Source organism: Lysinibacillus sp. FSL K6-0057 (assembly GCF_038630885.1).
GTDB lineage: Bacteria > Bacillota > Bacilli > Bacillales_A > Planococcaceae > Lysinibacillus > Lysinibacillus fusiformis_F.
In genome coordinates, this window is sequence record NZ_CP152047.1 from 3,284,143 (window position 1) to 3,308,810 (window position 24,668).

General features: G+C 37.6%; 23 protein-coding genes. 13 read left to right on the plus strand and 10 right to left on the minus strand.

Annotated features, from left to right (window positions below; translation table 11 throughout):
• Positions 1-5: 5 nt before the first annotated feature.
• The gene (locus MHB40_RS16405) at positions 6-1,637 is read right to left on the minus strand and encodes a Na/Pi cotransporter family protein (RefSeq protein WP_205444379.1); all 1,632 of its coding nucleotides are present in this window, start codon (positions 1,635-1,637) and stop codon (positions 6-8) included.
• A gap of 194 nt (positions 1,638-1,831) precedes the next feature.
• On the opposite strand from MHB40_RS16405, the gene MHB40_RS16410 reads away from it, so the two are divergent.
• From MHB40_RS16410 to MHB40_RS16425, 4 genes are all read left to right on the plus strand, one after another.
• Positions 1,832-2,350 (plus strand): DUF1189 family protein, encoded by a 519-nt coding sequence (locus MHB40_RS16410; protein ID WP_205444381.1) that lies wholly within the window; start codon positions 1,832-1,834, stop codon positions 2,348-2,350.
• 52 nt (positions 2,351-2,402) lie between these two features.
• Positions 2,403-2,747 carry a hypothetical protein gene (locus MHB40_RS16415; RefSeq protein ID WP_205444383.1) on the plus strand — a complete coding sequence of 115 codons (345 nt, stop codon included), beginning with the start codon at positions 2,403-2,405 and terminating at the stop codon, positions 2,745-2,747.
• Between the two features lie 96 nt (positions 2,748-2,843).
• On the plus strand, positions 2,844-3,959 hold the full coding sequence (ispG, locus tag MHB40_RS16420) for a flavodoxin-dependent (E)-4-hydroxy-3-methylbut-2-enyl-diphosphate synthase (protein ID WP_155591574.1): 1,116 nt from the start codon (positions 2,844-2,846) through the stop codon (positions 3,957-3,959).
• A 12-nt stretch (positions 3,960-3,971) separates the two neighbouring features.
• Positions 3,972-4,544, plus strand: coding sequence for a hypothetical protein (locus MHB40_RS16425; RefSeq protein WP_342532968.1), 573 nt, complete (start codon positions 3,972-3,974; stop codon positions 4,542-4,544).
• A gap of 59 nt (positions 4,545-4,603) precedes the next feature.
• Here MHB40_RS16425 and MHB40_RS16430 read toward each other — a convergent pair whose 3' ends face one another.
• The 3 genes from MHB40_RS16430 to MHB40_RS16440 all read right to left on the minus strand — a co-directional run bounded on the left by MHB40_RS16430 (position 4,604) and on the right by MHB40_RS16440 (position 9,224).
• A complete protein-coding gene (locus MHB40_RS16430; protein ID WP_342532969.1) occupies positions 4,604-6,691 on the minus strand; it encodes a methyl-accepting chemotaxis protein in 2,088 nt (695 codons plus the stop codon).
• Between the two features lie 159 nt (positions 6,692-6,850).
• The gene (locus MHB40_RS16435) at positions 6,851-8,938 is read right to left on the minus strand and encodes a methyl-accepting chemotaxis protein (RefSeq protein WP_342532970.1); all 2,088 of its coding nucleotides are present in this window, start codon (positions 8,936-8,938) and stop codon (positions 6,851-6,853) included.
• Positions 8,939-9,095: 157 nt separating this feature from the next.
• Entirely contained in the window at positions 9,096-9,224 is a 129-nt protein-coding gene (locus MHB40_RS16440) for a hypothetical protein (RefSeq protein ID WP_004227289.1), read from the minus strand.
• 198 nt (positions 9,225-9,422) lie between these two features.
• Here MHB40_RS16440 and MHB40_RS16445 point away from each other — a divergent pair, with 198 nt between their 5' ends.
• The 8 genes from MHB40_RS16445 (at position 9,423) to MHB40_RS16480 (ending at position 16,212) form a co-directional block, all read left to right on the plus strand.
• Complete coding sequence (locus MHB40_RS16445) at positions 9,423-9,908, plus strand: hypothetical protein (RefSeq protein ID WP_342534791.1); 486 nt, start codon at positions 9,423-9,425, stop codon at positions 9,906-9,908.
• Between the two features lie 175 nt (positions 9,909-10,083).
• On the plus strand, positions 10,084-10,467 hold the full coding sequence (locus MHB40_RS16450; protein ID WP_205446984.1) for a MerR family transcriptional regulator: 384 nt from the start codon (positions 10,084-10,086) through the stop codon (positions 10,465-10,467).
• A gap of 32 nt (positions 10,468-10,499) precedes the next feature.
• Positions 10,500-11,834, plus strand: coding sequence for a hemolysin family protein (locus MHB40_RS16455; protein ID WP_342440978.1), 1,335 nt, complete (start codon positions 10,500-10,502; stop codon positions 11,832-11,834).
• Positions 11,835-11,926: 92 nt separating this feature from the next.
• Positions 11,927-12,331, plus strand: coding sequence for a hypothetical protein (locus tag MHB40_RS16460; protein WP_004227282.1), 405 nt, complete (start codon positions 11,927-11,929; stop codon positions 12,329-12,331).
• A 138-nt stretch (positions 12,332-12,469) separates the two neighbouring features.
• Positions 12,470-12,919: a helix-turn-helix domain-containing protein gene (locus MHB40_RS16465; RefSeq protein ID WP_205444392.1), complete on the plus strand. Its 450-nt coding sequence runs from the start codon at positions 12,470-12,472 to the stop codon at positions 12,917-12,919.
• Between the two features lie 259 nt (positions 12,920-13,178).
• Positions 13,179-13,913, plus strand: coding sequence for a metallophosphoesterase (locus MHB40_RS16470; protein ID WP_205444393.1), 735 nt, complete (start codon positions 13,179-13,181; stop codon positions 13,911-13,913).
• Between the two features lie 651 nt (positions 13,914-14,564).
• Complete coding sequence (locus tag MHB40_RS16475) at positions 14,565-15,110, plus strand: sigma-70 family RNA polymerase sigma factor (protein WP_342532971.1); 546 nt, start codon at positions 14,565-14,567, stop codon at positions 15,108-15,110.
• A 4-nt stretch (positions 15,111-15,114) separates the two neighbouring features.
• Positions 15,115-16,212: a DUF4179 domain-containing protein gene (locus MHB40_RS16480; protein WP_342532972.1), complete on the plus strand. Its 1,098-nt coding sequence runs from the start codon at positions 15,115-15,117 to the stop codon at positions 16,210-16,212.
• A gap of 437 nt (positions 16,213-16,649) precedes the next feature.
• Here MHB40_RS16480 and MHB40_RS16485 read toward each other — a convergent pair whose 3' ends face one another.
• The 6 genes from MHB40_RS16485 to MHB40_RS16510 all read right to left on the minus strand — a co-directional run bounded on the left by MHB40_RS16485 (position 16,650) and on the right by MHB40_RS16510 (position 22,099).
• Positions 16,650-16,877, minus strand: coding sequence for a hypothetical protein (locus tag MHB40_RS16485; protein ID WP_342440981.1), 228 nt, complete (start codon positions 16,875-16,877; stop codon positions 16,650-16,652).
• Positions 16,878-17,603: 726 nt separating this feature from the next.
• Complete coding sequence (gene cyoE, locus MHB40_RS16490) at positions 17,604-18,554, minus strand: heme o synthase (RefSeq protein WP_205444397.1); 951 nt, start codon at positions 18,552-18,554, stop codon at positions 17,604-17,606.
• A 312-nt stretch (positions 18,555-18,866) separates the two neighbouring features.
• Complete coding sequence (locus MHB40_RS16495; RefSeq protein ID WP_342532973.1) at positions 18,867-19,520, minus strand: esterase; 654 nt, start codon at positions 19,518-19,520, stop codon at positions 18,867-18,869.
• Positions 19,521-19,558: 38 nt separating this feature from the next.
• Positions 19,559-20,116: a hypothetical protein gene (locus MHB40_RS16500; protein WP_205444399.1), complete on the minus strand. Its 558-nt coding sequence runs from the start codon at positions 20,114-20,116 to the stop codon at positions 19,559-19,561.
• A gap of 138 nt (positions 20,117-20,254) precedes the next feature.
• Complete coding sequence (locus MHB40_RS16505) at positions 20,255-20,956, minus strand: O-linked GlcNAc transferase (RefSeq protein WP_342532975.1); 702 nt, start codon at positions 20,954-20,956, stop codon at positions 20,255-20,257.
• Between the two features lie 663 nt (positions 20,957-21,619).
• A complete protein-coding gene (locus MHB40_RS16510) occupies positions 21,620-22,099 on the minus strand; it encodes a thioredoxin family protein (protein WP_342532977.1) in 480 nt (159 codons plus the stop codon).
• A 195-nt stretch (positions 22,100-22,294) separates the two neighbouring features.
• Here MHB40_RS16510 and MHB40_RS16515 point away from each other — a divergent pair, with 195 nt between their 5' ends.
• Positions 22,295-24,589, plus strand: coding sequence for a YhgE/Pip domain-containing protein (locus MHB40_RS16515; RefSeq protein ID WP_342532978.1), 2,295 nt, complete (start codon positions 22,295-22,297; stop codon positions 24,587-24,589).
• Positions 24,590-24,668: the final 79 nt, after the last annotated feature.

Here is a 24,668-nt window from a genome sequence, read left to right on the forward strand (position 1 = left end):
TTTCATTAATGACGAATGCCTAAAATAGAATCTGCAATGTTGACTGCATGGTCTCCTATACGCTCTAGATTGCTAACGATATCCATATAAACAATTCCTGCCGCTCCACTACATTCATTCGTATTTAATCGTGCAATATGCTTTTGACGCAGTTTATCTTCCATATCATCTATCAAGCTTTCTAGCTCTGTTACTTCTTGAGCTAAACTTAAGCTTGCCGTATCCAATGCTTCTATACTTTTACGTACCGCCTCTATGGCTAAACTAAACATACCAATTAAATCTTGTCGTGCTGATTTACTTAAGCTTACCTCATGATGATCCTTGTATTGTAAAAGCTCTAATATATTTTCAAAGTGATCTCCAATTCGCTCAAAGTCTCTTACATTTGTTAGTAAGCTATGATGTCTCACTGAGTCTGCACGAGAAAGAGGCTGCTTAGACACCATTACTAAATAATCAGTAATTTCATTGTCTAGATGATTAAGGCCGACTTCTAGCTGTAGCACCGTTGGGATATGTTCCGCCTCTCCTGATTTCATATATAAAAAGGTTTCTTCCAACCCACGCAATGCATGTTCACCCATTCGCAATACCTCTTCTTTAGCTTGACCAAGCGCAATGGCAGGAGAGGCATCGATGAATGAAGGATCTAAATGCTTTGTTGTTACATTAATATTGCCATCATGTCCTGGTAGTAACTTCGTAACCAATGCTGCGAGTCCAGCAATAAATGGTAGTTGGATCATCATATTAAACACATTGAATGAGCCATGAGCAATGGCAATTTGCATGCGAGGCTCTAAATGAAATACCCCACTGATCCACTGTACATATTGCATAAACGGTGTAAACAATAACATGAAAATGATCGTCCCAATGACATTAAATAGCACATGAGCCGCTGCTGCGCGCTTAGCGTAAATAGAAGCACCAAGAGAAGCTAAAACAGCTGTAATGGTCGTGCCAATATTTTCACCGAATAAAATCGGTAAAGCACTATTTAAACCAATTAACTGCTCAGCATATAAACCTTGCAGCACCCCAACTGTTGCGGTAGAGCTTTGCACAAGTAAGGTGAAAATGGTTCCTAAAAATATGCCTAATATCGGTTGATTACTTAGGTGAAGCGTTAACGATGCAAAATCTGCAAGCTGATGTAACGCCTGCATACTAGCACTCATCAACTCTAGTCCTAAAAACAAACCGCCAAAGCCAAACAGAATTTGACCAATATGTTGATATGTTGCTTTCTTTAAGAAAAATAAACAGCCTGCACCAATTGCCAATAAAGGGTAAAAATAGAGTCCAATATTAATACCAATAATAAATGCCGTTATGGTAGTACCGATATTTGCTCCCATGATGACACCAATTGCTTGACGCAATGTTAAAAAACCAGCACTCACTAACCCTACAGTTATGACTGTTGTGGCAGAACTTGATTGTATGCAAATCGTTACAAATATCCCTACCAGGACACCCATAATCGGGTTTGTGGTAAAGCGATTTAACCATTCTCGCAACCGATCATCCGCTGATTTTTGAAGCCCGTCTCCCATGAATTTAATGGAAAATAAAAAGACCCCTAACCCACCTAAAAACTGAAAGAGTATGCTTTGCCAATCTATTGTCAATTGTTTTCGCTCCAATTCCTACATCTCTACTACTCTAGTTCTAATCATTAAATGATTCCAAACAAAAAGTAAAGAATTCCTTTAACTTCTTTACATAATGTTAACATTTTAACATCAAGACCCTCCTCATTTATACTTCTTTCATATCTTGTCTTCTTTGAACATGTTAAAATATCGATTGGAGGAGATATAGTATGAAACACTCACAGCTTTTTATCGATAGTCTTATACATCCTAAAAAACTAGCAGCCTATCGTTTATTACCTATTGGAAAGGTTATTCAATATACTTTTCTACTTATTACCATTGTGTCCGTATTCTCTTTAGGTCGCTTTGCAGCAGGTATGTCTGTTGATACATTTGATATGGATAGTTTAACTGGTTTAACAGATTACATAGAGGGCATTAAATGGCTTTTATACCCATTCACCTTCCTAATGCTTTTCGTCGTGACAACAATGCTTATTTTTGCACAAATTGCCCTTTATGCTTTAGCAGGTTTATTTATCTTGAAAGCGATGAAGCGTCGAGGTGAATATCGCCACATCTGGAGAACAACAACTTTTGCTATCACTTGGGCAACGTTACTATCGATGCTAGCAGACTATTTGCCCGTTAACAGTACTGTTATCACTGTACTCTCTTTATTTTTAACCATTTCTCTATTAATTGTGGCCTTTACAAAATATCCAAAACAACCAAATATAAAATAATGTGCATGAATCCCCTCTCTTCTCAATATAGTGTAGAAAAGGAGGGGATTTTTTGCGCGCATTCATCTTAACAACTATCATCATCGTAATTGCCTTTGTCGTCAAAGTAGATTTAACAGAAGGGTCCATCCCGCTTGCGGCTTTATCCACAAAGAGCTCAGAAAATGGACTTTGTGAAAAACAGCGTGAGCCAAATTATATTACCGTACAAACGATTGAAGGAGATACCGTCCATAGTTTATTTGCCCTACACCCTGCAAAAGTTCCCATGACCTTTCCAGAACGCTTACAACTTTTTTACAACTTAAACCCACACTTACAATTACAAGCACTAGTTCCAGGTGAAAATATCAAGCTCCCTCTCTCGTTTGAGCTTGAAAACAATTGCGGAAAATGAAAAGTTAGCGTTTCTTCCTTGTCCTTATTTTCTTACACTGCTAAAATAAATGACAGTGACGGCTGAAAATAGTGGCCCGAAAAGGAGAGAAAGTTAATGAGTGAAATTTGTCACCGTTCAAATACGCGTCCGGTGCGTGTCGGTAACTTAACAATTGGTGGTAGTAATGAATTATTCATTCAAAGTATGTGTACAACCAAAACACATGATGTAGAAGCAACAGTTGCAGAAATTCTGCGTCTTGAGGAAGCGGGCTGTCAAATTGTTCGTGTTGCTGTACCAGATGAACGTGCAGCGGATGCGATTGCCGAAATCAAAAAACGTATTCATATTCCATTAGTAGCTGATATTCATTTTGATTATAGATTAGCATTAAAAGCCATTGAAAATGGTATCGATAAAGTACGTATTAATCCAGGTAATATTGGTCGTAAAGAAAAAGTGGAAGCTGTTGTCAATGCAGCCAAAGCGAAAGGTATACCCATTCGTATTGGTGTAAATGCCGGTTCATTAGAGCGTCATATTTTAGAAAAATACGGCTATCCTACAGCTGATGGTATGGTTGAATCTGCACTACACCATATTAAAATTTTGGAAGACTTGGACTTCCACGATATTATCGTGTCAATGAAGGCATCTGATGTTAATCTTGCTATTGAAGCCTATGAAAAAGCGGCTAAAGCCTTTAATTATCCGCTCCATTTAGGAATTACAGAGTCAGGGACATTATTTGCGGGTACTGTTAAATCAGCAGCAGGTCTTGGAGCCATCCTCTCAAAAGGCATTGGGAACACATTACGTATCTCCCTTTCTGCTGACCCTGTAGAAGAGATCAAAGTAGCACGAGAACTATTAAAATCATTTGGTCTCGCTTCTAATATGGCCACACTGATTTCTTGTCCAACATGTGGACGCATTGAAATTGATTTAATTTCTATCGCAAATGAAGTAGAGGAATATATTTCAAAATTAAGTGTACCTTTAAAAGTAGCTGTTCTAGGCTGTGCAGTAAACGGTCCTGGGGAAGCACGAGAAGCAGATATCGGTATCGCCGGTGCTCGTGGTGAAGGCTTACTATTTATGAAGGGGAAAACAGTTCGTAAAGTGCCAGAAGAAACAATGGTGGAAGAACTGAAGAAAGAAATTGATAAATTAGCAGCAGAAATGGAAGAAAAACGTGCAGCGGAAGAAGCACAAAAAGCGAATGCCTAAGGAGGTGCTAGCATGAAAAAGCCCCGCTTTGGTATTGATATTGATGGGACTGTGACATGTCCAAGTACACTCATTCCACATATTAATAAACAATACAATGTAAATATTACGCTGGACGATGTTTGTGAATATGATTTTTTATCTGCCTTTCCACACCCTATTGACCGAAGTGCCTTTAATACTTGGTTTAAGGAAAATGAGCCTTATATGTACGAAGTCTCTGAGGTAGCAAAAGATGCAAGAAATATTTTAACCGCTTGGAAAAATAATTTTGAGCTGTATTATATTTCTGCACGAGGTGAAAATGTTGCAGACATCACGGTCAATTGGTTTCATACCCAAGCTATACCATACGATCATATTGAGCTTCTCGGCAGCCATGATAAACTAGCTGCTGCTAAAAAACATCATGTAGAAGCTTTCTTTGAGGATAAGCACGATAATGCGGTGATGCTGGCAGAGGAATTAAAAATACCTGTTGTGTTATTTGATACACCATACAATCGTATTGCCGTTCCTAATAATGTTGTAAGGGTCTATAACTGGCAGGAAGCGAATCAATTTATTACACAATTTTTTAAATAAGTAGAAGAGCTGTTGGCAAGGTTGGATGAAAACTTCACCTTGTCAACAGCTCTTTCGATTTAATATTGAAATTTAGCTAGCGCTCCCTGTAAAGAGTCCGTCATAGCTGCCAATTGCTGGGCCTTACGATTGATGTCATGAACCGCTAAATTTTGCTGTTCCATCGTTGCCAATAGCTCCTCTGTTCCTGCTGAGGATTGCTGGCTGACAGCCGTCATATTTTCCACTGCACGCACAACTTCCTGCGTCTCCCTTTGAATGACACTGGAGGCAGCTGTCACATTATCAATTTGGGCTACTGTATCGACTATATGGCGTAAAATCGCATCAAGTGCCTGTTTATTGGCATCAATATACTGTGTGTTGGTTTGCACAGCTAAGACAACACTTTGCATAGCATCACTGGCCTTAGCCGCTTCCCTGACAACCATATCAATAATTAAGGCAATTTGGCTTGTTGATTTGGCTGATTCTTCTGCAAGCTTTCGTACTTCCTCTGCTACTATAGAGAAGCCCTTGCCATGCTCACCTGCACGAGCCGCTTCTATCGCCGCATTCAGTGCTAATAAATCCGTTTGACCTGCGATAGCATTAATGACTTGTAAAATACGATTAATTTCTGTTGATTGGTCACTGAGCTGTTGGACAACCGTAGCTGTCAGTGACACTTTTTCAGACATTGCCTCCATCCCTTGAATGGACTGCTCTGCATGAACCAACCCTTGTTTAGATGACGCTGTTGTTAGCTGAGAATCCTGTAGCATTTCCTCAATTGCCATTTGAATCGCTTGCAGTTTCTGCTCAACCTCCTGTGTGACCCCCAATGTGGTAGATGCTTGTTCGGCTTGTAAGGTAGCACCTGTCGCCAGCTCACTTGTTGTCGTCAACACCTGTTCGATACTGATGCTCATATCATTGGTAGAAGAACGTAATTCACCGCTGTATACATTCACCTGATTGGAAATATGTGTAGCCGCTTGTAACAGCTCGCGCATATTGTCTGTCATATGATTCATGGCATGTGCAAGCTCACCAATTTCATCCTTCGAACGAATCTGTAACGGCTCCACGGCTAAATTTCCTGCAGCAATGGTTTTGACCTGTTCCACTGTCTGAACCACTGGTTTTACGATCCGTTGAGCTATCCAAGTAATGGCTACAACTAACACAATAATACCAATAATGGCCAGTAGTATTGACAGCCACATCGCTTCACTTGCGGCTGCCATTACCTCATCGGAAGGAATAATTACCTGCAATGCCCACGGTGTCGCTGTTTGACCAATTTGAATAGGTGAAATCGCAATAAAGGAAGGTTTTTGTAAATAAGATGAATAATCCTCTACGATATAGGATTTGCCCTGTTCAACGGCAGTCAAAATTTCATCTGAATTTTTATATTTTGCCGTTTCAGCTACCGGCCTATTGACATAATCAGGAGAGGGATGGGAAACAAACATCCCTTTATGTGACACAATGGCACTATACCCTGTATCATATAGGACAATTTCATTATTAATAGCTACCAATGTTTCTAAGCTTATATCAACCCCAACAATACCAACGACCTTGCCATCTATTTGAATAGGAATAGCCGTAGAAGTCATCAATACCTCTTGTCCATCAATTGGGTAAGAAAGCGGCTCTAAAATAACCTCTTGCTTCAGCGTTTTAGGTAATACATAATAATCACTTGCTTCATAGTCTTCAAGCGGAGCAACCGTCACATCGTTGTTGCTACGTGCCCAATAGGGTAGGAAGCGACCCGATGCATCATGCCCTTCCATATTGGCAAAGTGAGCATCTTGTCCATCAAAGGCATTTGGCTCCCAAATCGTCCAAACCCCCAGAAAGGTGTTATTTTGTTCAAGTAATTGTTTGAACATGTCGTTTGCTAAATCACGATCTCCCTTATGATTGGCTACCATCGTTTGGAGATTAGAGGCTAATGTCCTCGCTGTATCCATCGCATAATCAAGTTCCATCTGCATTTTATATGCACTTTCAGACGCACGCGATTGAGCAAGCTGTCGTGCATCATCCACTGCTAATGAATTAGTTTTTACAATATTGACACTTAAAATAATGATGAACACAATCATCATCGTAGATAATGTTGTCAGTAAGATTTTATGTAGTAATTTCATATGTACCAGCTCCTGCCTATAGCAACTAAATAAATAATAGCATTTATGCACCAATAAATAACTAAAAATTCAGAAAAATAATCCTCATAGAAATCAACTTACAATTTAGCCGCATGTCATCCCGTTGTACAAAAGATGACACGCAGCTACTGTTGTCCATTAGTAATGGAATTTTGCTAGTGTTTGTTGTAAGGAGTTTGTCATGGCTGTTAAGCTTTCTGCCATACTTTGCAGCTCATGAACCGCGGTATTTTGCTGCTCCATCGTTGCTAATAGCTCCTCTGTTCCTGCTGAGGATTGCTCGCTAACGGCTGTCATATTTTCTACTGCTCGTACTACCTCTACTGTTTCCTTTTGAATTAAATGAGAGGCAGTTGTCACTTCGTCAATTTGCGCTACTGTCTCAACAATATGCTGTAAGATGGCATCAAGTGCTTGTTTATTGGCATCAAGATACTGTGTGTTGGTTTGCACAGCAGCCACGACATTTTGCATAGCATCGCTTGCTTTCACGGTCTCTTTCACAACTGTATCTATAATCGCTGCAATTTGACTTGTCGATTTGGCGGATCCCTCCGCAAGTTTGCGTACTTCCTCCGCTACGACAGAGAAGCCTTTCCCATGCTCACCTGCGCGAGCAGCCTCTATCGCCGCATTCAGTGCTAATAAATCCGTTTGACCTGCAATGGCATCGATTACTTGTAAAATACGATTAATTTCAGTCGATTGGTCACTGAGCTGCTGGACAACAGATGCTGTTAATGTGACTTGCTCCGCCATCGCCTCCATCCCTTGAATCGATTGTTCCGCATGAACCAACCCTTGCTTGGATGCCTGTGTTGTCTGCTGAGAGCGCTGCGTCATTTCTTTAATTGCCACTTGAATAGCTTGCAATTTCTGCTCAACCTCTTGCGTTACGCCTAATGTTAGGGCTGCTTGCTCGGCTTGTAAGGTTGCTCCTGTTGCCAACTCACCTGTTGTTGTTAGCACTTGGTCGATACTAACACTCATATTAGTTGTGGAGGACATGAGTCGATCACTATAGGCACTCGCCTGATTTGAAATTTGCGTCGCTTCTTGAATCAATGTTCGTGTATTACTTGTCATGATATTGACAGCCTTTGCTAAATGGCCAAGCTCGTCCTTGCTATCCTCTGCTAATGGTTCCACTGCTAAATTTCCATCTGCTACTGCTTGTACTTGTGCCACTGCCAATACAATAGGTCGAACAATTCGACGAATAAGCCATGTTAACACGATTAAAAGATAAATCATACCAGCAACGCCTATGATAACCATTGTCCATGTTAGCTTTGTTGTTTGTGCTAATACTTCTTGAGTCGGTACTGTGACCAGCAATGACCACGGTGTCTCAGTTTTCCCAATGTGAATGGGAGCAGTGACAATATAGCTATCCTCTTGTAAATAGCTTGAAAAATCCTGGATAACGGAAGACTTGCCCTGCTGAATGGCTGTTTGGATCTCTTTTATATATGTATAGTGTTCTTGCTCAGCAAGTGGCATTGTCACATAATCATTGTTTGGATGTGTCACAAACATGCCATTGTTCGAGATAATCGAGCCATAGCCATTATCAAATAATTTTACTTGTTGGCTTAGTTGAGCTAATGTTTCTAAACTCATATCCACGGCCACGATGCCTTTAAATTCATTGTCAATCGTAACAGGCACAATAATGGACGTTAATAGCACATCCTTACCAGCGACAGGATAAACAAATGGTTCCAAAATCATTTCCTGCCCTTTTTGTTTCGGTAAAAGATAAAAATCGGACGTATCATAATCTACAATAGGAGAATGAACGATCCTATCGCCATCTCGCGTCCAGAATGGAACATAGCGTCCTGTTGTATCATGTCTATCTGTATTGACGTATTTTTCATCTTGCCCGTCAAAGGCATTAGGCTCCCATACAGACCAAACACCCATAAATTGCTCATTATTATTCAAAATACGTTGGAACATAGCATCTGTTAAAGCACGATCAGCCTTTTGTTCTTCCACCATTGTCGTTAAATTGGCTGCAAGCGTACGTGCTGTATCCATTGCATAATCCAGCTGAATTTGAATCTGATAGGCATTATCAGATGTTTCTGCCTGTGCCATTTTTTGAGCTGTTTCTATCGTTAAATTTTTTGTTTGATAAATATTCACAGCTGTTATAACTGCAAATACGACAAATACTGTGCCAATGACAGTGGCAAGTATTTTCCCCAATAAATTCATATGTATCATCCCCCTTTAGATAGAAAGTAATAGAGAAGTAACCAATTAAGCTAATTATAGCATTAGTTACTATGAGTAAAGTATCTAAATCAGAGGGATATATGTCTTTTTTATAGATAAAAACTCCTGCTTCCAGGAGTTTTTACAGTACAGCTCACTATATGTCAAGTATGCCTCGTAGCCAACGCTCCACAAAGTTTTCAAACGTAATACCATAATTATCATAAACAGCATGATAAACAAAATATGTTCCTAATCGATCAAGCATTTCATCATTAATTTTCATCACACACCGCTCCCATTCTCTTGAAATTTTACTAAATCTTCAGACTTCTATTCTTCCCAAATGCCGAACAATCAAGTGGAGGTCGCATCGTTGCAAAACCGTCACAATCTGCCGCCTTCATGCCCTTTCTTCGTATTTTTCTTTTCGTTAAGATAGTAATAACAACTTACTAGACTGGAGGGACTACTTGTGAAATGGATGACAAAAGTAGCTTGTATCACATGCATCTGCGCACTACTTTCTGGCTGTGGTAATCGATTATCAGAAATTAAAGATGCTGCTTCAGGCATCAATTCAGCTGCTAATTCCGCAGCTAGTGCAGTTAGTCGAGATGTCCATGCAATACGTGCTCTAGACATTAACTATAAAGATACATCGTTTACGGTTAATGACCTATTTAAAACTATTTTACGTGACATACGCTGGGATTATGACCTTGAAAAAAATGAGCTACATGTGAGAGGTACTTGGCAGTCTCCACTATTTTCTGATCAGGCATGGAGTGAAGAGATGAAAGAAAAGCTTGCTGAATCAGGCTTTGTAACTGTTACCTGTAAAATAATTGATGACAAAATTGATAGCCAGCACACGAACGTAACGCTTACATATAATGAAGAAGTTCTCTTACAAAAAAATGGTGAGGAAGCACTCCATCACCTCTATGATACTTATTTACTTCCGTAAACCTAGTAACGTCTCTACCATTTAATCCTGGTAGAAACGTTATTTTTTTTGTAAAGAAATTTTATAATTTCGAAATATTAGAGGCTATCATTTGAATAAACTAAAACCATCACGTTATAATCAAAGTATCACGTGATGGTTTGGAGGTGTTTGCATTGGGACAGAGAAATTAAAAATTGGCGAGCTTGCAGAAAAAACAGGCATTACTAAACGAACAATCGACTACTATACGAATATTGGTTTGCTAGATGCAGAACGTTCTGCAACAAATTATCGCTACTATGACCCAGCCATGATTAAACGGCTTCAATTTATTGAACAGCGCAAACAACAGGGGCTTTCACTCGTACAAATCCAACATGAGTTAAACATCACACCCTATGAAGAAATCGATGTACAAGTGCTTCGTTTAAAAATGCAAGATCTAGAGCATGATGTCACTTCTCTGCTAGCACAAATGAACAAGCAAGATGATAATAAAATTGAAACGATTAAGAAAAATGTTTCACCCGAAAGTATTGCATTGATGCAATCCTTATTATTACTCATTCATAATTAGGAGGTGACGTTCTGTTTTTACAGAACGACTATTTGGAGACCATAATAAACCTATCGATTTTTACCATTTTATTAGCTTTAACAGGCTTTTTCGTGGCAACAGAATTTGCCATTGTAAAAGTACGTTCCTCAAGACTTGATCAACTGGTTGCAGAAGGCAATAAAAAAGCAATTGCTGCAAAGCATGTTGTTCAACATTTAGACGAATACTTATCAGCCTGTCAATTAGGAATTACTGTAACAGCTCTTGGTATCGGGATGGTTGGTGAAAAAACATTTGAATTTATGCTTCACCCGCTATTCGAAATGATCGGCATTTCCGATAAGTATATGACGATCTTTACAATTGGAACAGCCTTTGCCATTGCAACGTTTTTACATGTAGTGGTCGGCGAGCTAGCCCCAAAAACGGCAGCTATTCAAAAAGCTGAATCCATTACACTTCTTTTCGCAAAACCAATTATGTTTTTCTATAAAATCATGTATCCATTTATTTGGTTCTTGAACGGCTCTGCACGCGTGTTAGTTGGTTTATTCGGCATGAAACCTGCTAGCGAACATGAGCTTTCTCATACAGAGGAAGAATTGCGATTATTACTGTCTGAAAGCTTTAAAAGTGGTGAAATCAATAAATCTGAGCTCAAATATGTCAATAACGTCTTCGAATTTGACGAACGTATTGCGCGCGAAATTATGGTTCCCCGAACAGAAATTGTTGGAATTGAACAAAATGAATCATTCACCAATATTATTCATTACATTGCGGCTGAAAAATATACGCGTTACCCGATCTATGATGGTGACCGAGATAATATATTAGGTTTCATCAATGCCAAAGAACTATTAACGCATGGTCTACTTGAACAACTGACAGACGACTCATTAGTTCTGGAGGATTTCATTAACCCTGTCATTCGAGTAATTGAAACCATTCCAGTCCAAGAATTACTTGTACGTATGCAAAAAGAACGAATCCATATGGCCATCCTCATGGATGAATATGGTGGCACATCTGGTCTAGTAACAGTTGAAGATATATTAGAAGAAATTGTTGGTGAGATTCGAGATGAATTTGATGATGATGAAATTGCGGATATTCGAAAAATTACAGATCATCACTATTTATTAAATGCAAAGATGCTTGTGGAAGATGTGGAAAATCTATTAAACATTACGCTGGATGCCGAAGAAGTGGAAACATTAGGTGGTTGGTTCTTAACTGTGAATAATGGCATTAAAGCATCAAAAAATATTGAGCTAGGCTCCTACATTTTTAGCATCTATGAACAACAAGGTCATCAAATTCATTATATTGAGGTACGTCCTCTTCGAAAAAATCTCCCTCTCAAAACAGAGGTTCAATCGTAATAGTATGAAACAGGTATTCCTTATTCCATTATTAGCCATTTCACTATATAATGAATAGAGAAAAATGATTCTAGTTGCAGGGGGCCATACACATGACATTATTTAAGCTATATCATTCAGATGGTATTCACATTATTACTGACGTAAAAAAACACAAAACAAATATTGAATTAAAAACAATCACGGGAGAAGTTCTATTTATTATCGTGGTAACAGATGAAAATTACACAGTCTACGATGATCGTTTTGCAGGCGCATCTAAGCAATTAAATTCTGTTGAAGCTTTCGATATTGATGGGAGTTTTCGTAGTTTAGATTTCGATAATATGCGCTCCTTATTTAAAGAATCTTTTACAAAGCTATTACAAGAGATTGCTGTGTGTGTTAAAAATAAAGAGGAGCTTGTAGATATTGATACACTTCGCCATAAAGTAAGTGCACAGATTAAAGGCATCCACTTCAGGGTGATCTCTGATACGAAAAAATATGAGATTTAACATCCGATAGACTGTCCATTATGGGCAGTCTGTTTTAATTTTAGTCCATCTCCTCACCTTCCCATGTTGAAAGAAAAACACGCATCTTTACTTTCATGTATAATGGAATTTAACAATCTGAAAATAAGGGGTGTTAGGATGAATCGTGAACAATTAATCACACTCGTTTCAGAAAAACTGAAATTAATCCGTACAGAAAAATCTTTTACACAGGATCAAATGAGTGATTTACTAGGACTATCCAAAAAAACACTTGTCCAAATTGAAAAAGGTCGAATACTAGCCGGCTGGACAACCACTGTCACTGTTTGCACGTTGTGTCGGGACAGCACGATATTACAGCATGAGCTTGGTGGTGATCCATTAGAGGTTGTGGACTTAATCGCGAATAATGGAACATTGCAGCCAAAAGAAAAAACGATGGGTGGATACATATGGTGGAAAAACATTCAGGAGCACGGTGGTTTTCGACTACAGCAAAACGTCATCAGTCAGCATTTCCGCATTTTAGACAGCCATAATTTTCGCCTAATTTCAACATTTGATGAGCAAATAGCAAAGCAAGCATGGGAAAAACTACAAATCTAATCTTACTATTGAACAGTAGAAGCATTGCTATTTGCTTCTGCTGTTACGTTTCCCCTTATCCTTCCCCTCATAAGTCATCCTCTCTAGACAAATGAATAAAGATATAAAATCACCTATCATATGATAAAAATAGTAGTAAGAGAATTATTTCTCTAAAATTTCTATGGAAAAAGCCAGGAGAAGCTGGAAAAGTCGAAATTTGTAGAATAATTCTCTATACTTAAGGGTAAAGTTGTACTATTAGAAAGGATGCTCGTAAATGAAGCGAATACTAGCAATTAGTGATATACATGGAGAATTAGGGCTGCTGGAAGAATTACTATTAAAAGCAAACTACGACCCAATGAACGATCAGCTTTTTTTACTAGGTGATTACATTGATAGAGGGCCCTCTTCTAGTGGTGTGTTAAATTTAGTGAGTGAATTACAGGCAAAGGGTGCACGCGTTTTGCTAGGCAATCATGAGGCGATCATGCTCAATGCATGCCGTTCAGGCCTTGCTAAACCATGGAACCATTGGGTAGGGCTTTGTGGTGGAGAGGCAACATTAGCAAGCTATGGCTACCAGCTAGAAGACTTTGAGGAAGCGATCCAAAGCAATACTTTGCCTAGCTTTATTAAAACATTGCCGAAGCTCGAAGAACATTTACAGTTAATCGAGACGTTTGAAATATACATTGAATTAGAGGATGCTATTTTTGTCCATGGTGGCGTTGTACCAGATGTTGCGATAGCCGAAACTGACCCCATGCGCTTACTTTGGATTCGCGAGGAATTTCATGCCGGCTATCAAGGAAAAAAAACGGTTATCTTCGGCCATACTCCTACCTATAACCTACACCACAATCCAACTGATTATCGTGTCTATTTCGGAGAAAATAATATTATTGGCATTGACGGTGGGGCTGTGTTTGGCGGACAGTTACATGCATTCGAATGGCCAAGTCGCCAAATCATTTCAGTCGATAATGAAAAAACAACAAATATACTCTGAAGAATGTATTCTAAAACCATAGTAGCAAAAGATTGTCTTTCATGTTACACATTAGCAAGAGCTTGCCCAATGACCGATTCTTGCTGAACAGTATACGAAAACAAATGGGTTACAGTTCATGTAGAATCATTTAAGTAGTAAAAAATGACAGCTATTTGTAAACATTATTCCTATTAATGATAGTTAGAATTAGGAAAATAGTGAATTGGTATATAATGTTGAATAGTGTATTATCAAATCAGTACATCACTAAAATAATAGTGGTGTGCTTTTTTATTTGTAGACCACTTGTATCTTTAAAACAAAATTTAACCGTTTGTAAGAAAGTTGTATCGTTTATAAAAAAGATGAACTGTTTTTTTAGAACTTAGAATAATAATTTAAAAAAGTTTGAACAAAAATCCTGTTATATGCAGGATTTTTCTTTATTCAGCAATTGGGCCATATTGTTGAACAACACCTTTAAAGAAAATTGGATTTTTATGTTAGAGTATGGATAAGATTGTGTAGGATTGTAGGTTTTCAAATTATATAAAGGAAATTTTTAAAAGATTAACATTTCTGTTATTCTTTTTTTCTTTTGTGATAGATTTATCGTATTCATTTCATATTACATAGTAGGTACCAATATTCATTGAGCGGGGTGAACAATTGAAAATTACAGAGAACAATGTTGTACAACACATACAGAAAAAAAATGAAAAAGCAATTCCTTTTATTATTAATCAGTATGGTGGTTTACTTACAGCGATCATTAAACGTCATTTAAATTACCGGCAGCAAGATTATGAAGAATGCCTTGATGATGTTTTATTATCGATATGGAATAATGTTCATTCCTTTGATCCTAAGAAAAATTCATTCAAACAATGGATTGCAGCGATTGCAAAGTATAAAGCAATTGATTATCAAAGAAGACAAATTACCATACAAAATCAGCAATTTTCCGTTTCAGAAATTGATGAATCCATGGTAAAGGCAAAACAACCATCAGAAGAAAACTGCGTTGAGGAACTCCTTGAGCAATTGTCAGCTAGTGAACGGGAAATCTTTGAAAAATACTATTTAGAAGGAACCCCTTCAAGTGAAATAGCAAAAGAATTTGATGCGAAAGAGTCTTGGGTTTATAACAAGCTTTCCAGAGGACGTAAAAAGCTTAAAAGTTTTTTAGTTCAAAAAATGAAGTGTGAGGAGTGAGAATATGTCTATTTATAAAGATTTAAATGATATGAATATTGATTTGGAACAGTATGAAGAACAAAACCTTACAAACTTCGAGAAAAAGAAATGGGAAAAGCGTATATTAAAAAAAATAAGTAAAGAAAAGCCATCTCACGTAAAAAAATATTTAGGAGTTACAGCAGCTGTAGCAATGATTTTTAGTTTGATTATTGTTACGGGTTTAATTTCGCCAACGATGGCTGCGACGATGAAAGAAGTGCCTTTATTATCATCTGTTTTTAAATTTACAAGGGATCTTGGTCTACACGCCGCAGATGAAAAGGGACTCTCAACAAAATTGAACACAAGCGTTACGCATGAAGGCTTTACATTAAATGTTACAGAAGTAGTGTATGACGGTACACGTGTTGCAATCGGGATTGAACGCCATCATAAAGAAGGTGAAAATGCCAAAGAAAGTTTATCAGATCAAATTAGTAATATTGAATTTTTACTAAATGGTGAACTATTGAATCAAACCAATTTTAGTGGTGTTTTTGGACAACCAAGTAAGGATAAGAATTCAGCAATATTTGAATTTGCAGATTTGAAAAACCAAGGTGGAAGTCCTTTCCCAAAGAAGTTTAATTTGACATTATACATTACAATAACTGGGATTTCTGAACCTTTTAAAATGGATATTCCAGTGAGTGATATTGGTAACTATGTAAACTTACAACCTAATATAAGTAGAAAATACAAAAATAATCAGTTTACTATTGAACAAATTATGCTAACGCCCATAACAACTAGTATTACAACAAGAATAGCCTTGCTTGATAAATCAACTTCTGTAGATTTCCGGGGAGGAATTCATATCGCAGTTTTTGATGAACAGGGTCATGAACTAAAACTAATTCATGGCAATGGTAGACGTGAGACAAATAAAGGAAATAGCGATCTCATTATGGATCTACGGGTACATCCATTTGAAACCTTACCAAAAGCCATTACAATCAAACCGTATATTCATCTTTATGACGATGAGGGATCATACCAACTGGATGAAAACGGAGATCCGAAGATTCAATACATTCCAGAGCTAGAAATAGCAATACCAATTAACTCAAAAGAATAAGTATCAAGTAGTGCTCCGTTAGATTTAAACGCTTTAACTAGAGTAGTTCCTGTATTTATCATAATAGCTTTATTACGAACAAGACGTACAACAATATTTCCATACAAAACTAACCAATGAGTACCTTGGATAGCGTATTCAGAGCTATAAGCGATTTTAGGAGTAAGCCCATATTTTAGTTATTCCATTAAAGGCGCGATTGTGGAGCAACACAGGTAGAAAATAATCAAAATTTTTTATAATAACCTAACTTAAAACTGCTAAAGAAGAATCCCTTTTGATCAAACTTTTTTCAAAAGGGATTCTTCTTATTTATCGTAAAATAAGGGTTTGCGAAGTATTTTTGCTCAAAAGACATCTTTTTATGGAATTACATATAACGATTGCTGTCTCTTTTTCAAATAAAGCATCCCGTTAATTGAAGAGTATCTCCAAAACTATAGAAATTTTCTTTTTTTCTTTCGTCTATCAAACCAAGGCACAATTTTCTTTTCATATATTTTCATTCCTACATATCCATCAACAAAAGCAGCGAATAATCCAATAAGAATCATGCTTATTCCCGTATTGTCAGCCAAAACAATTGGTTTAAGCACTGTAAAAACAACCAAGAACACGATTGGCACTGTTAAACCAACCCATAAACTCACAAAGGTTATAGCCATTTTCCCCATCTCCCTTTAATAGTCATTATCAAGCGGTATTCTTTTCAATTCACTTGCACCGTTAGTTGAATAAGAATCAACATTTCTTTCGTGAACTTAGATAACCTAGGTGTATGATAGCTTCCATTGGTATACATCATAATCCAAACGATACTATAGTCATATAATTTACCTCTTTTATAAATAAAATAATCATGCACGAAATCAAGTGTGTATAGGGCAACTTACATCATGATTTCGCATTTAAAAATCAGAAACACTATCATAAAAAACCTTGTGTACTATATAACTTCATTTTTATTCTTCCTAAATATAAAAATTTACACAGTATCCCTTTGTTCTGAAAATTTCCCAATAGGATGTTTGACCTATCAAATCTTAACAATGTATTGCCTGATTTCATATATGTAATTTTTTCCACATCCACCTAAACTGACCCGTTAGTTGAATAGATAGAAGCTCCTTTTGAATTACTTAAGGTCATTTGTGAAAAGAAAAAGGATAGAAAGAGCAAATTTACTTAAGCTCTTCTATCCTTTTTCTTTCTATATATATAATGTGTGACATTATATAAGAATTCACTATTTAAAATAAATTTAGCTTCTACCTTAACTTTTAATAAAAACGCGTAAACTTGTTGGTTTTTATTTAGCAATTGCTTCTGAACTAAGTAAATTTTTCTTTTTCCCTGCCATTTCGGAAATAAATAGACATCAAAGGGGAAAATTAATATAGCTTAAAGATAACCCCTACTAACGAGTACACAATGACTGTTGAGAATAGTATAGTCATATGGAATAGTGAAAAAACAAACATTTTGGTAGCCCATTTCACTTGATCTGTATTACTATGATAGCCGTAAATACTCATCACTAGCCAAGCAACGCTTAAGATCAATGCCACGAGCATAATACCTACACTTAAAGAGCCAAATAAAAAGCTTGATAGAATCAATAAGATTAAATAAAAATTGGTTTGATAATACGTACGTCGCATTCCTTTGACAACTGGTAGCATGGGCACACTGGCTGCTTCATAGTCTATACGTTTGCGAATGGCAATAGCATAGAAATGCGGCATTTGCCAAATGACCATAACAAAAAACAAACCAAGTATCGCTGGGTGTGTAATATCTGTCGATACAGCAGACCAACCAATTAATGGCGGTACTGCACCACTAATACTACCGATTTCTGTATTATAAATCGTACGACGCTTTGTCCACATTGTATAAGGGACTACATATAGGAATACACCTAATAAACCAAATGCAGCAGCTAGCGGCGAAGCAAGTGCTAACACAGCTATCCCAATAATTAACATTACGACAGCTAATGATAAAGTCGATTTCGCTGACATTTCACCTGTAACAGTTGGTCGGCTTTGTGTACGAGGCATAATCGCATCAATGTCACGATCATAGACATTATTAAAGGCCCCTGCTGCTCCAATGACAAGGGCAGAACCGATTGTTGAAAAAATGATTTCTGGTATATTGTCTACAAACGTCATTTTATTTTTGTACATGCCTAGCGTTAAACCAGCCCACATAGGTATTAAATTGGATTTGATAATCCCTGTTTTGACGGTTTGCGCTAAAATAGAAGAACGTGATGACTTCCCTCTTGTTTTTTCGGAGGATTGTGGTTTATGCTCCGTTTTCAGATTTTGTTCCATTCAGCTTAATTCCTTTTCTCCATAATTTCTACACGCTTCCATCGATAGAAAGCGACAAAATTTGCATCTAGCACATCAAATTATTATTTTACCCCTTTTAGATCTGTTCTGTCTCTCTGTTCACATAAAGTACATGTTTTCATCTAACAAAGCACGCTCATTCACAACATCTTCTATGATACCACCGACTGACGTGAATTTGAACCTTCTTGCCTCGATTCTTCCAATCACTATAGGAGAAAAATAATTGGATGATAGATCCTACTGCAGTAGCCAAAAAAACCGAGACAAATCTTTGCCTCGGATTTCCTTTTATTGAATTTCTTCCTGCAGTTGCTGCGCTAAAAATGCCACCAAATCACGAAGATTGTCAGGTGTTACACCATGTCCATCTGGGTATTGTTTAAATGTCACCGTGGCACCAAATTGTTCAAAGATCTCTTTGCTTTCCATGCCCCATTGAGAAGGAATGACATAATCATAATCTCCGTGCGAAATAAAAGCCTGTAAATGTTCTACAGAACGGATGGCATATTCCTCTGTCACAAATTTGGGTGTATAGCCACTTAATGCAACGATTCCTGTCACTAAATTCCCCATAACAAAGGCAAGTGATTGTGCTAATACCGCCCCTTGGCTAAAGCCTAGAACAAATACTTTATGGGGATCGATTTGATATTCATCGATGGCCTCTAATAGAAATCGTTGCAATGCCACCAACACTTTATCAAAGATAGCACGATCTGGTTGCCCTACTTCTTGAATGGTGAAAAAAGCATAGCCAGGTTTCTGTGTAATCGGCCCTCGTAAGCTAAAAATATGACATTGCTCTTGGAAATCCTGCACTAATGTTGGTAAATCATCCTCATGGCTGCCCATGCCATGTAGCAAAAAAATAGCAGGGTATTTCTTCGTTGTATCCATATTTGTTGGTTGTGTATGGTTAAAAGTAAATGGTGTATTCATTCAATTAAATTCCTTTCACGTAAAGCTTCGTAACAAAATTAGCATAATTTTGTTTTATTGATTAGTCCATCTGTATGGTAGGCAATATAGCCATTAACAATACGTATCGTTTCTTGTGGGTCTGCGTCAAAGAGTATTTTGGATTGTTCTGGCGTTGATACAAGAACAGTTAATAAATCCATGCGCATGGAATGCCCAGCAGAGCTATACGCATAATCATAAATAATCGCTTCCTCTGTCATGCCTTCCGTCTCATATTGCTGATGGAATAAATCCTTTGCAGCATCCATTTGCTCTGCAACTTGTTGACGAATTCGCATCTGATGCATTAATAATTCCTCTTCAAGAGCTGCTGGCTTTAGCCACTTTTTTGCCTGGAGCATTTTTAGAAATTCCTGCTCCCAAGCCTGTTCATTTTCTGTAAAATAAAGCATATTAATCATCAACATATCCCAAAAGTCCATTGATGTTGCGGCTGATTGTCGCTGCATGGCAATCGTTTCCTTAAAATGCTCTTCCACTTTTGTAATATTCATATTGCGAACTAAATGATTACATACGTTTTCAATAAACTTATTTGCCACTTCTTGTGCCATAAAAAAATCCGTCCTTTATATCTACAAATCATTTTCTTTCTTATCATACCATGATTGTGGAATATGGCAACGAACCCCGCTCACTAGATTTCTAAGTGAAAAGGATGTCTCCATATGCGTTAGAGACATCCCAAAATCTTAGGAGAAAACATAGCTATCCATATTATCTATTGTATTTTGAATGGCCTCTTTCAATGACCGCTGCTGTTCGCCACAAGAAGCTAGTGCGTCCTCTAAAGTTATTGCCGCATTCGCCATAAATGGAGCCATTTGCAAATCTTTAGCTAATTGAATAAGTACGAGGGCTTTATTCCATTTCCAACGTGGGTTTGTGGGATCTAGATGTATCGCTTGCTCTAAATAACCAAGCGCATCGAAAGGCATCCAGCCAAAACGGTGCATGGTCTGTCCTGTGATTCCCCAGTAGACCGCTTTATTCGGGTTTTTCCTTACGGCTTGTTGAAAGCAGTGAACACTCTCATTGTAATGATGTGCGAATAAGAACAGCTCTCCCTGTGTAAAAAAAGACTGTGCTTTGTCAGCTGGTGTTCCTGTTTTCGCGACTTCCTCCAATTGCTGAATACGCTTCGCAAATGCCTCCTCATCTTTTATTGCCCGTATTTCTACAACTAGATCTGATTCTGGATAGCTTTCATCAGCACGTTCCACATGCTGTACTTCGATATGAGGAGTTGGCTTTGGATAGCGATCATATTCATACTCTTCTAATAAAGTGATATATTTTTGTGCCAGTGCTTTGTCCTCTTCGTTTGTCACCTGCTTCGCTAATTCATAGCATTTCATTAGCTCACCATTATAAAAATAATCATCGATTGACATTCATAATTCCTCCAGTGTACGACTATTCAGTATTTTTAGTATACACTACAAAAACAAAAGAGACTGTATCAAAATAACTTTTGATACAGTCTCTTGTTGTTGAAAAAAGATGATGTCAACGGCAGAAAAAGCAACTTGGCAAGGTGAGGGGTTGCTTTCCGTTCCGCCAGCGTTCTTTCCAGGGGGCGTCCGATGAGCCGCTAAATCCCCTTGGAGTGACGCTGGCTCCACTCCAATCAACCATTCTGCAAAAGTGGCTTTTCCTTATCTTTCAAACTAGCTAGCCGTAGTAATCAAATTAGCCCATTATTTGTATGATTAGAGAAAGGATAGACTCTTAATTTCATTGCGAAGAAGTGATGAGTGTCAAAAGCCCTCCATAAAATGGGTAGTGAAGACCTTCACTTTATTTGAAGACCTTTGCTAAAAAGTTAACATTTTGTAGGTTGGAGTGGAGGGCTACTTGACTCCCGTGGGATAGCGAGACAGGCGAAACCCTGCACGGAGCGGTAGCGGAGGAAGCGATTCGGCGCTCGCCCACAGGAAAGCAAGTAGCCTGCAACGGAAACCATTTTCACCTTTCACAAAAATTCTATTGATTGTTTTATTTTTCAACACTAAGAGACTGTATCAAAATAACTTTTGATACAGTCTCACACTTCTCTATTTATTTAACACAACGGTATTTAAGAATGTGCGTAAATCCTCTTCTTTTAAAGCCCCTACAAAACGATTTACTTCTTTACCATCTTCGAAACGAATGAATGTTGGTGTTGCTTTAATATTATATTTTTCCCATAAATCTTCGTATTCATAGACATTCAATTGAGCAATATCCACACCTAGCTCATCGGCAATCGGCATTAATTCAGGTGTAAATGCTTGACAGTGTACACAGATTGGACTGAAGAAATAAGCATTAACCGGTTCGCCCGCTTTAATTTTAGCTTCTAGTTCGTCTGGTAACATAATGTTTTGATAGTTTGCATCATCCAATTGATCAATTGTTTCTTGTTTTAGCTTTTTATCGCCATAAGGATTGTTTGCGCTTTCTAATTTACTTTTGTTTGAGACATTGGTAAGCACAATAATTGCTGCAAATAAAACAACAATCACTGAACCAATAATTAATAATTTTTTCACTAAAGTAGTGACCTCCTTTTTTACACTAAAAGCCCTAGTTTTAGTGCATTCGCGATTGATTATAAATTGTTTTGAAAACCTAGTAAACTAATTCGCCTTTAAATGAAGATATTTCACATTTATAACATAATTTTAAGTATATTTGGGAACATACATAATGAGAGTTCATGCAAAATTTGAATGTGGGGTGATTAGATGAAAAACTCGTTCCAGCATGTTTTTCAAATTTATTCAAAAGATATCCGTAATATTGTCACAAACTGGGTCGTAGCTGTCATTATCGGTGGACTAATTTTCCTTCCTTCTCTTTATGCTTGGCTAAATATTTATGCCTCCATGGACCCATACGCCCACACATCTAATATGAAGATCGCGATTGTCAATGAAGATACGGGAACCACTGTAAGAGATGAAGCAATCAATGTCGGGAATGAGGTTATCGAGACTTTACGTACCAATAAAAGCTTTACTTGGGCGCTCGAAACGGAGAAAAAAGCCAAGGAACATTTAAAAAATGGTGATTACTTTGCTGTCATTGTCATTCCAAATGATTTTTCCCAAAAACTAACCTCCATTCTAACCGACCAACCAACGAAGGCCCATATTGATTATTATGTAAATGAAAAAAAGAATCCTATTGCCCCTAAAATCACAAGTAAAGGAGCGAGCGTACTTACACAGCAGGTTTCGAATGAATTTGTATCCACCGTCAATGGGACACTTTTTTCTATTTTTAATACAATTGGAATTGAAATGGAACGTGACATTCCTGATTTCCGCAAATTCGAAAATTATGTTTTTACTATCGAACAGCATTTACCTGATATTAATTCATTTTTAACTCAAGCCTCTACTCAAGGAAAAGAGGCAAATCAATTACTTAATCAGGCGCTGACACAAGTTCCACAGGTGGAACAACTAACAACAGATGGTTTAACTACCATTCAAAAGGGTTTACATTTAGTGAATGAAGCAGATGCTTTGTTTAATGAACTATCTCCCGTCATCAAAAAAGATGTCGCAACTGTCCAAAATATCGCCCAACATTTTACAGATATCATCAATCAGCTCAATAGTATAAGCCTTGATCCTACCTCAATCACGCAAACGAAAGAGGCACTTAAAAATCAATTGGCAACATCCAAAGACAATATAACCAATAGTATTCAAACGCTTGAGGCACTGCAAAAATTAATTCAGGCAGATGCTTCGACTCGTAAGCAATTAGAGGACTCCTTAACAACCATTATCGGCTCTTTGCAGGAAAGTAATGCGGAAGCGAATCAACCAATCATCGAACAGCTTACAGCCATTCGCGAAGCTTTGGAAAATCCTCCAAGCTTCATTGATTCAACGTCAAATGCGCTTACCGCATTACAGCAATTGCAGAAATTACATGACGATATACTAAATAAAATCAATCAATTAAAACCAATTGATCAAGATGTCATCCAGCAGGATATTACAGCTATTCAACAAATCGCACAAAATGCAACGGCCAATTTACAGAAATTCTTATCCTACTATAACGAAAGGCTAGAGCCACAAATTCGATCCACCCTAACCAGTGCGAAACAAACTTTAATCAATGCTTCTGCCATGCTGACAGATGTAAAGCAATTCATACCTCAGGCAACAGATAAATTGACACAGGCCAAAAACACGCTAGGAACAGCGAATAACGCTATTCAAAAAATACAAACAGAATTTCCGACTTTAAGTTCTAAAATCAAAGAATTAGCGAATAAGCTACGAACGTTAGAAGAGGAAGCGGATATAGCAGAGATTGTGCAATTACTTAAAAATGATGTCAATGCTGAACGTGACTTCTTTGAGGAACCCATTAAACTAAAGGAACATCGCGTATTCCCTATTGCGAACTATGGAACAGCCATGACACCGTTTTACACAGTACTATCTATTTGGGTAGGCTGTTTACTGTTAATTTCATTATTATCTGTGAATCTTCATGGAGATACACCTTACAGTATTCGAGAAATTTACTTTGGGCGACTCTTAACATTTGCAACTTTTTCGTTTATTCAAACCCTTATTATTACTATCGGAGATATTTTCTTAGTAGATGGCTCCATTCAAGCACCTACCTACTTTATCTTATTTGGACTTTTCATTAGTCTCGTATTTGTAACGGTTGTCTATACACTCGTATCCGTCTTCGGCAATGTAGGGAAAGCATTAGCTATTGTGATGCTCGTGTTACAAATTGCTGGCTCTGGTGGAACCTATCCAGTTGAGTTACTGCCAAGGTTTTTCCAAATAATCAACCCGTTCTTACCTTTTACGTATGCGATTGAAATGATGCGTGAAGCTGTTGGAGGAATTATCTGGTCAACAGTCTGGATGGACCTTCTTTTCCTAGCAGGTTTCTGGTTCACTTTTATCCTGTTCGGCTTTTTCCTAAAAAAATTATTGAGCGAGAAAATGGAACATTTCATGAACAAAACACGTGGATTAGATATATTTCATTGATTTTCAACGAGGCTGCCTGTAAATGTTTATGAAAACGATGTTATAATGGAAGCATTGTAAACATGTAGGAGGCGCTATT